Here is a 13,531-nt window from a genome sequence, read left to right on the forward strand (position 1 = left end):
TCAGTCTATAAAGTCAATGAGTTAAAGCGTCATGAGGTCGTCCTGATTAGTTTATTCTGGCCATTAGACTTGTTATTAAAATACATCAAGCTAGTTGACCATGTGAAAAAACAAAATAAGAGAATATAGGTTACCACTGTAATGGATTCCGATACTAAGCACTAAAAGTAAATCAAATAAAGCTTAAAACGTGAAGTCACATAGGACTTCACGTTTTAACTTTTTTATTAAATCAACACTACAAATTAAGATGTTTATTTGTAATGATAGTTTCATAATATTATTATGTAAACAGTTTAGTTGGAAATTATTATTAATTCGATTTGGATGATATTTCTTCTATTAGTCAAAAATAGTAATCATTTCATTAAAAGGAAGCATTTTACATACAAAATGTTTACAATTAGATTAAAAAGGGAACAATAATCTGGTGTTCAAGTAGTTCACATGATAAGATGATGAACGTAGAATCTATCTGGTGTGAAAGAGTGATTGTTTGTGGAGAAAAGGAAACTCGTCGTCATCATTGGTCCAACAGCAGTTGGAAAAACAAAACTAAGCATTGATTTAGCTCATCGCCTTAATGGTGAAGTTATTAGTGGTGATTCAATGCAAATTTATAAGAATATGGATATCGGGACAGCAAAGATCAAAGTAGATGAAATGGATGGTATACACCATCATTTAATTGATATAAAAAATCCTGATGAAGATTATTCTGTAGCTGAATTTCAGGCGACTGTCCGTCCTTTAATTGAAGAAATTTCAAATAAAGGGAAAACACCAATGATTGTTGGAGGTACAGGCTTATATATACAATCTGTTTTATATGATTATCAATTTACAGAAAACCCTACAGATCCTGAATTTAGGTCAAGGCTTGAAAAGGAGCTAGTGGAAAAAGGTGAAATAGCGCTTCATAAAATACTTGAAGAAATCGATTTTGAAGCAGCAAGTAAAATTCACCCAAATAATAGTAGAAGGGTGATTCGTGCCCTTGAGATTTATCACTGTACAAACAAAACTATGTCTGAATACATAAGAAGTCAAGAACAGGAACTGCTTTATGATGTAGCATTAATTGGGTTAACCATGGATCGAGAAGTGTTGTATGATCGCATTAATCAACGAGTTGATCTTATGATTAACCAAGGCTTAATTGAAGAAGTAAAGCAACTTTATAATCTAGGTATCCGTAATACTCAAGCGATCCAAGCGATTGGTTATAAGGAGTTATATGACTATTTTGATGGAAAAATAACCTACACTGATGTGATACAATTGCTGAAGCAAAATTCTAGAAGATATGCAAAACGTCAGTTGACCTGGTTTCGAAACAAGATGGATGTCAAATGGTTTGACATGACCCCACCAATCAAGCATGATAAAATGGTTGATGAAATTTTTACATATATTGCAGGAAAGCTTCAAGATTAATCGAATTAAAAGGTATAGAGAAAAGAGGAGGACGAAACATGAAACAATCTATCAACATTCAAGATCAAGTTCTTAATCAATTACGTAAGGATGGTACTTTTGTAACTGTATTTTTACTAAATGGATTTCAATTAAGAGGCCTAGTTAAGGGCTTTGATAACTTTACAGTTCTTTTAGAAACAGAAGGTAAACAACAACTTATTTATAAACATGCAATCTCTACTTTTTCACCACAAAAAAATATACAATTAGTGCTTGAATAAAAAATAGGAATGGAGCTGATGGTTAGTATCGTCAGCTCCATTTCTATTTCCCCGAAATACTATTTAAGTATCAATACTCCTAAAAAAGTTTCTACTATGGTGGTAAATTTCTAATAAATGAATATAAATAAAGGAATGAATATTTCTTGGGAAAGCGCAAAAAACAACATCCTTCATACATTTTCATCACGTTTGTCGAAGATTGAAAGCACATTATAGTTTATTAGTAAAAAGCCTAAGGATAAACAGTTTCAGATTGTGAGGTGAACATCTTTGGAACATGATCGAGCAGTTACTTATAAAACCAATGGACAGATTAATATCATATTAAATAATCAATCTAAAGACAAAATCGATGATAAAGTAAGCTCATCCTCCTATGACTTGAAAATCCCAAAAGTAGAAGGGAAGCATACAATTTTAAAAGAAATAGAAGCCGAAATGAGTTCCCTTGTAGGAATGAATGAAATGAAACGAATGATAAAAGAAATATATGCTTGGATTTTTATCAATAAAAAGCGTGAGGAACAAGGTTTAAAGGCTGGAAAACAAGCCCTCCATATGATGTTTAAGGGGAATCCAGGAACTGGTAAAACAACGGTAGCAAGGTTAGTTGGGAAGTTGTTTTTTCAAATGAATGTCTTGTCAAAAGGGCATCTAATTGAAGCTGAAAGAGCTGATCTTGTAGGAGAATATATTGGTCATACGGCACAAAAAACTCGTGATCTTATAAAAAAAGCACTAGGTGGAATCTTATTTATTGATGAAGCCTATTCACTTGCTAGAGGTGGGGAAAAAGATTTTGGCAAAGAAGCTATTGATACATTAGTAAAACATATGGAGGATAAACAACATGATTTTGTATTAATACTTGCAGGGTATCCAAGAGAAATGGAAAACTTTTTATCTCTAAATCCCGGACTATTGTCAAGGTTTCCACTAGTTGTAGATTTTCCTGATTATTCAGTTGATGATCTAATGGAAATTTCTGACCGGATGATGTCTGAGCGGGAATATCGCTTTAATGATGAGGCAGTAATAAAACTTAGGGAACATTTAATGTCTGTTAAAACGATGACACCTCCAGCAAAATTTAGTAATGGCCGATATGTTAGAAATATCATAGAGAAATCAATACGTTCTCAAGCAATGCGCTTATTACTTACAGATAAATATAACCGTGAGGACCTTCTAACAATTAAGGGCCAAGATTTAGTGTTAACAGATGAAAAGGCAAATTAACGAAGTCTGTAATGGAAAAAAGGTGATTGGCTCAACAATAGAGACAATCACCTTTTTCTGTTTATCAGAAAACATTTTAATTTTTTCTTATTCTCATCATTTGCCGTTCTTTTTTTGACTCTTATGTCATACATGATATATCAGATTTAATTTTTTGGAGGTAAAAATGAAAGGAAAACTAATCACTTTCTTAATTCTACTTAGCGTGCTACTTGTACTTGGTGTTTACTTTTGGAAACCATCTGAAAAACTAGAAACAAATCAACCAATAAAAGATGTGGAAATGCAAGATTCATATAAAACCTTTACATATGTTATTACTGAAATAAGTGGAAATGACTATTATGGTCAATCTCTTGATGGGACAACTAAAATTTACTTTAATCGTAAAAATGTGAAGTTCCCAATTGAAGATAACATTCAAGTGAAGGATAAAATATTGGCATATGTGGAATCTGAAAATCATATTGGTGGACTTGTGAAGATCGAGAAACTTGAATAAATGAGGATAAGGGTATAACTCAAGTGATATAAATGAGTTATACCCTTTTTTAGAATAAATATTTACTTTTAAAGATTTTTGATCTTTTCAACAACACGAAAGCCTAATAAATGAGTTGGTTTTAAGGTACCTTGTGTGCTTTTTACCTTTCATCTGGCGGATATCTACGATAAGGTGTTATTTCTTCGGATATTTGATTATCTGATGAATTATCTATATGTTCTGAGTAATCTTGTGGATTATCTAAGTTGGTTATTTCTTCGTTTTGTGATGTTTCATTATTCCCATAATTGGAATTATTAGTAGGATTATTTTTATTTGTAGGAACATGTTCAGTTGGTGTTTTTGCATTGAAAAATCCCTTACCACTCTCAGGGTTTGAAATAACTCCTAAAGCAACCAATATACCTAATAATGCAGTAACATATGTGTCCCAACGCGTTAAATCAATCTGATACCCTAGATCATTAATGACCATATATAAAACAGATGCAATTGACACCCATAACCCATAATTTTTCCATTTCACGAATCACTCACACCTTTCAAAAAGATCGTTCATTATAACTTATTCTTCTCGTATAAAACCGTGAGGCTATATTTAATATAGACATAAATATAACTATAACTTGTTTTTAACCCAACAATTCTGTGTAGAAACAATGTAATAAAAAAGATTTGTATACATTTCTTTATTTTTTATAGATTGAAATGAAAAAATATATAGAGTCATATATAAATAGCATTAAACTCATACTATTCATTCGAAAAAAGCTATAGAAATCAATATTGATAACGCTTTCAATATTTTTGTGACGATGATAAAATACAAAGTATAAGAGGGAGTGATCAGGATGAGTGATAACAAATTATTTTTAGAAGAGCTTAAATATCTTGTTGAAAATGAATTGTCACTTAACGAATATGTTATTGATCAATTACAAGAAGAGTTTGGTAAAAGTCCGTTTCTCATAACACAGCTTTATCAAATTTTAGCAAATAATCAAAAAATCCTACCGTTTTTTAATGATATAGAAGCAACAATATATGATTATATAGTGGATAAAGAAATGTCCCAAGAAAAAACATATTATGGAGCAACAATGTACGTAGCGGATATGTTTGATACAACTCAGACATATATTAAATGTAAAGTAAACCAATCAAGACATTCTCTTCAAAAAATTAGCTAATGTCACTAGAAACATGACACAGTGGTGCGTGTTTCTTTTTTTCTATTAAAAAGTAATGAGGCAGACATTATGCATTTAATTGTAAAATCAAAAAGAATGTATTTTAACACCAATTAAGTTTACATAATGTTATTATTTGTAACTATAAACAAAAAGAACAACTAATAAGTTGTTCTTCTCCTAATTCTTAGATTATTAGTATTATAGGCATATTTCTATAATGATTGTTCTTTTGATAATGTTTGTAAACTGCGATTTGGTAATTTCCAATTATACGTATAGGAAAATACACGGAGAACAACGATTCCAATGAATAAAATATATAATTCAATAGGTTGTTTGACAACTTCAAAACCGATTAGAAGCCCTGCAATTATCGCCCAAAATGCATAGATCTCTGCTCGAAGCACTAATGGTTTACGACCTGCTAGTAAATCTCTAACAATCCCTCCGCCACTTCCGGTTAGGACAGCTGCAACAACAACTGCACTTGTTGGATGACCCATGTTCACCGCATAAAGTGCTCCCTGAATGGCAAAGGCAGAAAGACCGATGGCATCAGTAAAGTTACCCCATTTATGCCAATGCTTTAATAAACTATGTGGAAAAAGAAATACAGTTGTCATTGCAAAAAGGGCAATTTGAAAGAGTACCCCTTGTTCCCATAATGCAGTGACCGGAACTCCAATTAAAAGGTTTCGAATTGCACCGCCACCAAATGCTGTGACAATACCTAGTATATATATCCCTAAAATATCATACTCCTCTTCCATTGCTACAATTGCTCCGCTTATTGCAAAAGCAATCGTCCCGATAATACTTAATACTTCCCATGTCATATCTCTTGAATCCTCCATGTCCGATCTCTTGTAGTTGAACTTGATTTTAAAGCTCAAATATGGAAAGGTCAATGATTTTTTCATGAATAAGTAATACAAAAAGATAAAGAAGTTATTTTCTGTATATAATAAAGAAATAATTAGTGAAATATCAAAATGTTTGATATGATTAGATTGCTAAAACAGCGTAAGGGAAGGGTTTTATTGAATAATACAATTGATGTTTTAAAAGAAAAAGTCATTTTAGTTGGTTGTCAGCTTCAAACAATGCTGGATGATCATTTTCAATATTCCATGGAAGAACTAGCTTCATTAACAAAGACCGCAAATGGTGAAGTGTTAATTAATATCATACAAAAACGTGACAGACCACACCCAGCTACATACATAGGAAAAGGAAAAGTTGAAGAATTAGAAAATCTAGTTGATGAGCTTGAGCCAGATATAGTTATCTTTAATGATGAGTTGTCACCGAGCCAACTAAGAAATTTATCATCTAATTTAGATGTGAGAATCATTGACCGTACACAACTTATCTTAGATATTTTTGCACAGCGAGCTAAATCTAAGGAAGGTAAGTTACAGGTTGAATTAGCGCAACTTCAATACTTGTTACCAAGACTTGCTGGACAGGGGATTGCACTCTCACGTCAAGGTGCGGGAATTGGGACGAGGGGACCTGGTGAGACACAACTTGAAACAGATCGTCGACATATACGTAATCGAATCCATGAAATCAAACAACAGCTTGCAACAGTTGTTAGTCACCGAAATAGATATAGAGAACGACGAAAAAAAAATCAAGCTTTTCAAATTGCTCTTGTAGGCTATACAAATGCGGGAAAATCCACAATATTTAATCGTTTGACAACAGCAGGAAGCTTTGAAGAGGATTTATTATTTGCAACACTTGATCCAATGACTCGCAAGGTGGTATTACCATCTAATTATCAAGCTCTTATTACAGATACAGTTGGGTTTATTCAAGATCTGCCAACAACGCTAGTAGCTGCCTTTCGTTCTACATTAGAAGAAGTGAAGGAAGCAAATTTGATTTTACATGTTGTGGATAGCTCAAATGAGGATTATGCAAACCATGAACAAACCGTTTATAAACTTCTTGAGCAGTTAGACGTAACAGATATCCCAATTCTAACTGTTTACAATAAAAAGGATCAAGCACCAAGCTCATTTGTACCATCACCGAATGAAGAGTATATCCAAATTACCGCATTTTCAAAAGAGGATTTGGATACCCTGATGGATCAAGTAGAGAGTTTTGCAAAGGATGTAATGAATCAATATAGTGTGAAAATACCTGCAAATGAAGGAAGGTTACTATCTCAATTAAAAACAGAATCATTGATTAAAAAGTTAATTTTTAATGAACAGTATGAACTGTATGAAATTGAAGGATTCGTACTCCCAACTCATTCAATAAATGGACAGCTAGAGAAGTATAATGGAGAGGGTAAGAATAATGTTTAATTATTTAAAACATGGTGCAGAACTTGCACCAATGGTAGCTAAGGTAGAAGAAAAGATAAAGGAAGTTCATGAGGCGATTGAGAGACAAAGTGAAGCAAACCAATTTCGTGTCCTTCAAAGTTTTCAAAAGCACCGTGTTAGTGATTCTCATTTCATTCCGACTACAGGTTATGGTTATGATGACATAGGTAGAGACACATTGGAAGAAATATATGCAGATGTATTCGGTGGAGAAGCAGGTTTGGTAAGACCACAAATCATATCTGGTACTCATGCGATCTCAATAGCATTATTTGGTGTGTTAAGACCAGGGGATGAACTTGTATATATTACTGGTAAACCCTATGATACGCTTGAAGAAATTGTAGGGATTAGAGGAAGTGGAATAGGCTCATTAAAGGAGTTTCAGATTGGATATAAAACCGTTGATCTCCGCGAAAATGGGGAAATTGATTTCGATGCTGTTAAGAATGCGATTACGTACAAGACAAAAATGATCGGTATTCAACGCTCAAAAGGCTATGCAACACGTCCTTCATTTACACTTGCTGAAATAGAAGAAATGATATCTTTTGTAAAATCTTTGAAAGAAGATGTTGTCATTTTTGTCGATAATTGCTATGGTGAGTTTGTAGAAGAACTTGAACCATGCCACGTAGGTGCAGATTTAATGGCGGGATCATTAATAAAAAATCCAGGTGGAGGAATCGCAAAAACAGGTGGATATATTGTAGGTAAAAAATCACTTGTGGAAGCATGCTCTTATCGGATGACATCACCTGGCATTGGTGCAGAAGCAGGTGCTTCCCTTTACAGCTTACAAGAAATGTATCAAGGATTCTTTTTAGCACCACATGTTGTAGGACAAGCTCTTAAAGGTGCTGTTTTCACATCTTCCTTCTTAGAAGAACTTGGGTTGCAGACGAATCCATCCTGGAATAGTACGAGAACAGATCTAATTCAATCTGTTCAATTCAATGATGCTAAGCTAATGGTTGCTTTTTGCCAGGCAATTCAATATGCTTCACCAATTAATTCACATGTGACACCATATCCGAACTATATGCCTGGTTACGAGGATGATGTAATCATGGCTGCGGGAACATTCATCCAAGGTGCTAGTATTGAACTATCTGCAGACGGACCAATAAGAGCTCCGTTTGTTGCATATGTTCAAGGAGGACTCACATATTCCCATGTTAAAATAGCGATTTGTTCAGCTATAGATTCTTTACTAGATCAAGAGCTGCTCACGATAAATAGTTAACTAGTAATTTATATTTGAAAATGATGTTATAATTTCTCACATAATATTGACACATAATATAACATGAATTATAATAAAAATAGTTAAACAAAAGGAGCGAATAACATGAGTGATAATATTCGACGCTCAATGCCCCTATTTCCGATTGGAATTGTTATGCAGTTAACAGATCTTTCTGCAAGACAAATCCGATATTATGAAGAGAATGAATTGATTTTTCCCGCTAGAACCGAGAGCAATCGAAGACTTTTCACTTTTAATGATGTTGATAAGTTATTGGAGATTCGTAACTTAATTGAGCAAGGTGTAAATTTAGCAGGAATTAAACAAATTTTCTCCAGAAATGATAGCGCGCATAAAGAAGCTCAACTGGAACAACCTAAAACTGTTGAGAAGCCAGACATAAGTGATGCGGAATTGCGCAAGCTACTGAAATCCGAACTAATGCAAGCGGGTCGCTTTAATCGACCAACTTTAAGACATGGCGACATGTCAAGGTTTTTTCATTAATTATGAGTAATTCCAATTAATTATAAAAATTCTTTGCCTGTAGAGAGGAGATTTTCAATGTCTAAATATTCAAGAGAAGATATTGTAAGTTTAGTAAAAGAAAATAATGTAAAATACATCCGTTTACAATTTACGGATATTCTTGGAACGATAAAAAACGTTGAAATCCCAGTTAGTCAGCTTGACAAAGCATTAGACAACAAAATGATGTTTGATGGATCTTCAATTGAAGGTTTTGTACGTATTGAAGAATCTGATATGTATTTATATCCAGATCTAGATACTTTCGTTATCTTCCCTTGGACTGCTGAAAAAGGCCAAGTTGCTCGTTTTATTTGCGACATTTACAATCCAGATGGAACCCCATTCGCTGGTGACCCACGTAACAATTTACGTCGTCTATTAGCTGAAATGGAAGAGCTTGGATTCACAGACTTCAATTTAGGACCTGAGCCAGAATTCTTCTTATTCAAACTAGATGAAAAAGGCGAACCAACTCTAGAATTAAACGACAATGGTGGTTATTTCGATTTAGCACCAACTGACTTAGGTGAAAACTGCCGTCGTGACATTGTTCTAGAATTAGAAGAAATGGGCTTTGAAATTGAAGCTTCTCATCATGAGGTTGCACCTGGACAGCATGAAATTGATTTTAAATATGCTGGAGCAATCAAAGCATGTGATGATATTCAAACATTTAAATTAGTTGTTAAAACAATTGCTCGTAAACATGGACTACACGCTACATTTATGCCAAAACCATTATTCGGTGTAAACGGATCTGGTATGCACATGAACTTATCATTATTCCGCAATGGTGAAAATGCATTCTTAGATACTAGCGCTGACCTACAATTAAGTGATACAGCTAGACAATTTATTGCAGGTATTATTAAACACGCATCAGCGTTTACTGCAGTAACAAATCCAACTGTAAACTCATACAAACGCCTAGTACCAGGTTATGAAGCACCATGTTATGTTGCTTGGTCTGCACAAAACAGAAGTCCATTAATTCGTATTCCAGCATCCCGTGGATTAAGCACACGTGTAGAAGTACGTAGTGTTGACCCTGCTGCAAACCCATACTTGGCAATGAGTGTTCTTTTAGCTGCTGGACTTGACGGTATTAAAAATAGTCTTGAAGCACCAAAACCAATTGATCGTAACATTTATGTTATGTCTAAAGAAGAGCGTATTGAAAATGGGATCGTTGATTTACCAGCAACTCTTGCTCAAGCATTAGATTTACTAAAAGCTGACAGCACAATGAAACACGCGTTAGGCGAGCACTTATTTGAGCATTTCATCGAAGCTAAAGAAATTGAGTGGGATATGTTCCGTACACAAGTACACCCATGGGAAAGAGAACAATACATGTCAATGTATTAATAATAAGACCCCTTAACACAATTTGTGCTAAGGGGTTTTTGATTAAACTTCAGGTCAAATAAATACTTGTTTTTAGTAGTTTATTAAATGAAAAACTTGCAGATAAAAACGATGTAATTATCTTAGAGTATATGAAAAAAGCTTGCCGATTGGCAAGCTTTTAATGGATCGTCCGATAAACCCCAATTACTTTTCCTAAAATACTAACATTGCGTAAAATAATAGGCTCCATAGTAGAGTTTTCTGGCTGTAAGCGAATATAATCCTTTTCTTTAAAGAATCGTTTACAGGTTGCTTCATCTTCTTCAGTCATTGCCACAACAATATCACCATTATTAGCAGTCTGCTGCTGTCTTACAATGACCATGTCTCCATCTAGGATACCAGCTTCTATCATACTTTCCCCCATAATTTCTAGCATAAAAACATGTTCCTCGTCATTTACATACCGATCAGGGAGTGGGAAATATTCTTCAACATTCTCAATTGCTGTAATCGGTAAACCCGCCGTTACCTTACCAATCACCGGCACGTTTACAACTTTACTTCTTGGAATATGAAGTGTTTCTTCCTCTTCCAAGATTTCTATTGCTCTTGGTTTAGTAGGATCACGACGAATCAATCCTTTTGATTCTAATCTAGCTAAGTGACCATGAACAGTAGAGCTGGATGCAAGGCCAACTGCTTCGCCTATTTCTCTTACAGACGGCGGATAGCCTTTCTTTTGTACTTCATCTTTTATAAAACTTAATATATCTTGTTGTCTTTTTGATAGTTTCGTCATCCTTTGTGACACCTCGGATTCCTGTAATATATATTTATTATAGCATCATTTACCTATTAATACAAACATAAGTTCGAGTAAACAGTTGACTAGAATGTTTGTTCGTATTATACTGAAAATATAAATACGAACAAATATTCTTATGGGGTGGTAAAATTGAAAAAAGAAACAATATTTTATATTCTATCTTTCTTTGCTGTGGTATTAGCTGTTACAGGGGCTATTTCATATACTGGTACAAATGAAAATTTAGAAAAATTTCATCAAGTAGAAATTGAAGAAGGGGATAGCTTATGGAGTATTGCTGAACAATTCCATGAAAATGCTAACATAACAAAGCAAGATTTTGTAATATGGGTGCAAGATAAAAATAAAATGAATTCAAGTGTAGTTAAACCAGGTGATTTAGTTTTTGTACCAGTAGAGAAAGAACAAATATACCAATTTGAACAGATTGCTAGTGAATAGAAAGTAATCTAGTTACTGGATTTTTCTTATACATAGAAATGATACAATTTTATTAGCTAGGGTGATCCGAAATGAAGGCCATCATTTATTGTAGAGTTAGTACAAATAAAGAGACTCAAGATACCTCAATTGAGAGGCAAAAAGAGGAATTAGTAAAGCTTGCTGAAATACATAACATAGATGTAGTAAAGATAATTGAAGAACGGCATAGCGGATATGACATCGATCGAGATGGAATAATAGAGGCACTTGCTCTTATAAAAGATAAACAAGCGGGCTTGCTTCTTGTACAGGATGATACCCGCTTAGGACGCGGACATGCTAAAATTGCTATTTTACATGAAATAAGAAAATTAAATGCAAAGGTATTTACTCTTAATGAACAAGGGGAGCCGGAATTATCTGAAAGTGATATCATGGTATTAAATATACTTGCAGCGGTTGAAGAATTTCAACGAAAACTCGTAAATTATAAGATTAAAAGAGGAATGAATCGAGCAATCGCAAAAGGATATAGACCACAAGATAATTTATCTAATATAGATAAGGGTGGAGGTCGTGAAAAAATTGATGTACCAATTGAGGAAATAATTAAATTACGTAGTAAGAAACTCACTTTTCATGAGATTGCAGCTACACTAAGAGGTGTAGGTTATGATGTTAGTAAAGCTACTGTTCATAGAAGATATAAAGAATATATTGATAGTGAAACGATCGATCATAACTAGCAAATAGTAATTAATTATATGATTTTTCTGCTTTAGGTTGCATAGGAGTTGTCAATTCTGTCTTCTTTTAGTAATATGACATGTAAGTTAATCACGATTTTACATTGTTAATGTAAAACCACTAGTTGATTTGGATTGTAAAATTAACATTGGACTATTTGTGGATGATTTACCTAGGAAGATCGAGTTGGTTGACTAATATACATAAAAGCCTAAGGAGAATGAAATAATATGTTACCTAAAGATAAAATTGATCGAATAAATGCATTATCAAAAAAATCAAAATCAGAAGGCTTATCAGTAAAAGAACAAGAAGAACAGCAATCTCTACGTCAACAATATTTACAAGCTTTTCGCTCGTCAATGAAAAATACTTTAAAAGGTGTAACAGTTGTTGATCCAAATGGAAATGATGTAACACCACAAAAATTAAAAGATGAGAAGAAGTTTAATCTTCATTAGAAGAATAGATCTTAATGATTTATTCTTTTTTTATTTAAAATATTTCACATTTTTTTCTTTTCAAATATAAATAAAAAATGTTAAGCTCTTCGACAAAAATAGTGGCTTCTTTCTCCGTCTTAAGACAATTCTTGCTTTGATGATCTTTTATAATAATAGAAATAGATGATAGAGGAGGAGTGAAATGGTGAGACACTATTATATTTATTTAATAGAAGAAGAATTTGCTAGTCACTACTTTGGTCGGGAGTCAAAAATTTATCACCTGTTTCAGGATTTTCACTGGACAACAGTTCGCTCAAATCATGTGGCTACACTTGAAAGACAAATTAATTATATTACTAAGCCCATTCCTTCATTATTTATACATCAACTACTTGGTACTCACTTAGCAAATCGTCCTGATTATCAAAATATTCACCATATACATAAGATCGAACTTAAGGCTAATCGAGGGAATGCTACATTAATCGTAAAAGACCGTCATTTAGAGCTTTCCTCTGATGGAAGCTATGAGGCAGAAACGATTTTCTTTGAAGTTCTAAGGAAATTTGATCCTTGTTTTTTAGCGATGGATTTACAAGGTGAAAGATATGGTTGGTTAAATCCGATAAAAGAAAGAAATTTTGGTTAAAAGTGAAGAAATTATAGTACAAATGTTGTATAATATCGTAGGGTTTAGTACACTGTAAGATAGACAACACGAAGGAGGAAAAATAATGGAATTATGGGTTGTTATTCTAGTAGGCATTCTAGCACTACTTGCTGGAGTTGCACTAGGATTTTTCATTGCGCGTAAATACATGATGACTTACCTAAAGAAAAATCCACCAATCAATGAACAAATGTTAAAAATGATGATGATGCAAATGGGTATGAAACCTTCCCAAAAGAAAATCAATCAAATGTTGAAAGCGATGAATGGCCAAATGGACAAGTAAAACCCATTAAATAAT

Annotated in this window: 17 protein-coding genes; 14 read left to right on the forward strand and 3 right to left on the reverse strand. The window is 33.5% G+C overall.

Annotated elements, in window-relative coordinates; all coding sequences use genetic code 11:
* The first annotated feature begins 498 nt into the window (after positions 1–498).
* The 4 genes from miaA to HUW50_RS20275 all read left to right on the forward strand — a co-directional run bounded on the left by miaA (position 499) and on the right by HUW50_RS20275 (position 3,444).
* Positions 499–1,437: a tRNA (adenosine(37)-N6)-dimethylallyltransferase MiaA gene (gene miaA, locus HUW50_RS20260; RefSeq protein WP_066337523.1), complete on the forward strand. Its 939-nt coding sequence runs from the start codon at positions 499–501 to the stop codon at positions 1,435–1,437.
* Positions 1,438–1,475: 38 nt separating this feature from the next.
* Positions 1,476–1,700, forward strand: coding sequence for an RNA chaperone Hfq (hfq, locus tag HUW50_RS20265; RefSeq protein WP_066337522.1), 225 nt, complete (start codon positions 1,476–1,478; stop codon positions 1,698–1,700).
* 273 nt (positions 1,701–1,973) lie between these two features.
* Positions 1,974–2,942, forward strand: coding sequence for a stage V sporulation protein K (gene spoVK / locus HUW50_RS20270; protein WP_066337521.1), 969 nt, complete (start codon positions 1,974–1,976; stop codon positions 2,940–2,942).
* Between the two features lie 166 nt (positions 2,943–3,108).
* Positions 3,109–3,444, forward strand: a complete 336-nt coding sequence (locus HUW50_RS20275; RefSeq protein WP_066337519.1) for a hypothetical protein — start codon at positions 3,109–3,111, stop codon at positions 3,442–3,444.
* Positions 3,445–3,586: 142 nt separating this feature from the next.
* Here the strand turns inward: HUW50_RS20275 and HUW50_RS20280 are convergent, their stop codons facing one another.
* Positions 3,587–3,973, reverse strand: a complete 387-nt coding sequence (locus tag HUW50_RS20280; protein WP_066337516.1) for a hypothetical protein — start codon at positions 3,971–3,973, stop codon at positions 3,587–3,589.
* Positions 3,974–4,298: 325 nt separating this feature from the next.
* Between HUW50_RS20280 and HUW50_RS20285 the strand changes: the two genes are divergently transcribed.
* Positions 4,299–4,637, forward strand: coding sequence for a hypothetical protein (locus HUW50_RS20285; RefSeq protein ID WP_066337513.1), 339 nt, complete (start codon positions 4,299–4,301; stop codon positions 4,635–4,637).
* 215 nt (positions 4,638–4,852) lie between these two features.
* Here the strand turns inward: HUW50_RS20285 and HUW50_RS20290 are convergent, their stop codons facing one another.
* The gene (locus HUW50_RS20290) at positions 4,853–5,476 is read right to left on the reverse strand and encodes a trimeric intracellular cation channel family protein (protein ID WP_066338000.1); all 624 of its coding nucleotides are present in this window, start codon (positions 5,474–5,476) and stop codon (positions 4,853–4,855) included.
* 267 nt (positions 5,477–5,743) lie between these two features.
* On the opposite strand from HUW50_RS20290, the gene hflX reads away from it, so the two are divergent.
* The 4 genes from hflX (at position 5,744) to glnA (ending at position 10,133) form a co-directional block, all read left to right on the forward strand.
* Positions 5,744–6,964, forward strand: coding sequence for a GTPase HflX (hflX, locus tag HUW50_RS20295; RefSeq protein ID WP_066337995.1), 1,221 nt, complete (start codon positions 5,744–5,746; stop codon positions 6,962–6,964).
* Positions 6,957–8,231 (forward strand): methionine gamma-lyase family protein, encoded by a 1,275-nt coding sequence (locus HUW50_RS20300; protein WP_066337510.1) that lies wholly within the window; start codon positions 6,957–6,959, stop codon positions 8,229–8,231. The genes hflX and HUW50_RS20300 overlap by 8 nt, the downstream gene beginning before the upstream one ends.
* Positions 8,232–8,336: 105 nt before the next feature.
* Positions 8,337–8,741, forward strand: coding sequence for a MerR family transcriptional regulator (locus tag HUW50_RS20305; RefSeq protein ID WP_066337509.1), 405 nt, complete (start codon positions 8,337–8,339; stop codon positions 8,739–8,741).
* Positions 8,742–8,798: 57 nt separating this feature from the next.
* On the forward strand, positions 8,799–10,133 hold the full coding sequence (glnA, locus tag HUW50_RS20310) for a type I glutamate--ammonia ligase (RefSeq protein WP_066337508.1): 1,335 nt from the start codon (positions 8,799–8,801) through the stop codon (positions 10,131–10,133).
* A gap of 160 nt (positions 10,134–10,293) precedes the next feature.
* On the opposite strand, the gene lexA is transcribed toward glnA, so the two are convergent.
* On the reverse strand, positions 10,294–10,917 hold the full coding sequence (gene lexA, locus HUW50_RS20315) for a transcriptional repressor LexA (protein WP_066337505.1): 624 nt from the start codon (positions 10,915–10,917) through the stop codon (positions 10,294–10,296).
* A 156-nt stretch (positions 10,918–11,073) separates the two neighbouring features.
* Here lexA and yneA point away from each other — a divergent pair, with 156 nt between their 5' ends.
* The 5 genes from yneA to HUW50_RS20340 all read left to right on the forward strand — a co-directional run bounded on the left by yneA (position 11,074) and on the right by HUW50_RS20340 (position 13,516).
* Positions 11,074–11,385, forward strand: coding sequence for a cell division suppressor protein YneA (gene yneA / locus HUW50_RS20320; protein WP_066337500.1), 312 nt, complete (start codon positions 11,074–11,076; stop codon positions 11,383–11,385).
* A gap of 71 nt (positions 11,386–11,456) precedes the next feature.
* Entirely contained in the window at positions 11,457–12,113 is a 657-nt protein-coding gene (locus HUW50_RS20325) for a YneB family resolvase-like protein (RefSeq protein WP_066337498.1), read from the forward strand.
* A gap of 231 nt (positions 12,114–12,344) precedes the next feature.
* Positions 12,345–12,575: a DUF896 domain-containing protein gene (locus HUW50_RS20330; RefSeq protein ID WP_066337495.1), complete on the forward strand. Its 231-nt coding sequence runs from the start codon at positions 12,345–12,347 to the stop codon at positions 12,573–12,575.
* Positions 12,576–12,759: 184 nt separating this feature from the next.
* Entirely contained in the window at positions 12,760–13,209 is a 450-nt protein-coding gene (gene sirA, locus HUW50_RS20335) for a sporulation inhibitor of replication protein SirA (RefSeq protein WP_066337493.1), read from the forward strand.
* 85 nt (positions 13,210–13,294) lie between these two features.
* Positions 13,295–13,516 carry a YneF family protein gene (locus HUW50_RS20340; RefSeq protein WP_185653158.1) on the forward strand — a complete coding sequence of 74 codons (222 nt, stop codon included), beginning with the start codon at positions 13,295–13,297 and terminating at the stop codon, positions 13,514–13,516.
* Positions 13,517–13,531: the final 15 nt, after the last annotated feature.

Source organism: Metabacillus sp. KUDC1714, assembly GCF_014217835.1.
Classification (GTDB): Bacteria; Bacillota; Bacilli; order Bacillales; family Bacillaceae; genus Metabacillus; species Metabacillus rhizosphaerae.

Coding starts and splice junctions, on each gene's coding strand:
- HUW50_RS20305 (WP_066337509.1), top strand. CDS start 8,337: ATGAGTGATAATATTCGACGCTCAATGCCCCTATTTCCGATTGGAATT.
- HUW50_RS20275 (WP_066337519.1), top strand. CDS start 3,109: ATGAAAGGAAAACTAATCACTTTCTTAATTCTACTTAGCGTGCTACTT.
- hflX (WP_066337995.1), top strand. CDS start 5,744: ATGCTGGATGATCATTTTCAATATTCCATGGAAGAACTAGCTTCATTA.
- HUW50_RS20325 (WP_066337498.1), top strand. CDS start 11,457: ATGAAGGCCATCATTTATTGTAGAGTTAGTACAAATAAAGAGACTCAA.
- HUW50_RS20285 (WP_066337513.1), top strand. CDS start 4,299: ATGAGTGATAACAAATTATTTTTAGAAGAGCTTAAATATCTTGTTGAA.
- sirA (WP_066337493.1), top strand. CDS start 12,760: ATGGTGAGACACTATTATATTTATTTAATAGAAGAAGAATTTGCTAGT.
- HUW50_RS20300 (WP_066337510.1), top strand. CDS start 6,957: ATGTTTAATTATTTAAAACATGGTGCAGAACTTGCACCAATGGTAGCT.
- HUW50_RS20330 (WP_066337495.1), top strand. CDS start 12,345: ATGTTACCTAAAGATAAAATTGATCGAATAAATGCATTATCAAAAAAA.
- HUW50_RS20340 (WP_185653158.1), top strand. CDS start 13,295: ATGGAATTATGGGTTGTTATTCTAGTAGGCATTCTAGCACTACTTGCT.
- hfq (WP_066337522.1), top strand. CDS start 1,476: ATGAAACAATCTATCAACATTCAAGATCAAGTTCTTAATCAATTACGT.
- lexA (WP_066337505.1), bottom strand. CDS start 10,917: ATGACGAAACTATCAAAAAGACAACAAGATATATTAAGTTTTATAAAA.
- HUW50_RS20290 (WP_066338000.1), bottom strand. CDS start 5,476: ATGACATGGGAAGTATTAAGTATTATCGGGACGATTGCTTTTGCAATA.
- glnA (WP_066337508.1), top strand. CDS start 8,799: ATGTCTAAATATTCAAGAGAAGATATTGTAAGTTTAGTAAAAGAAAAT.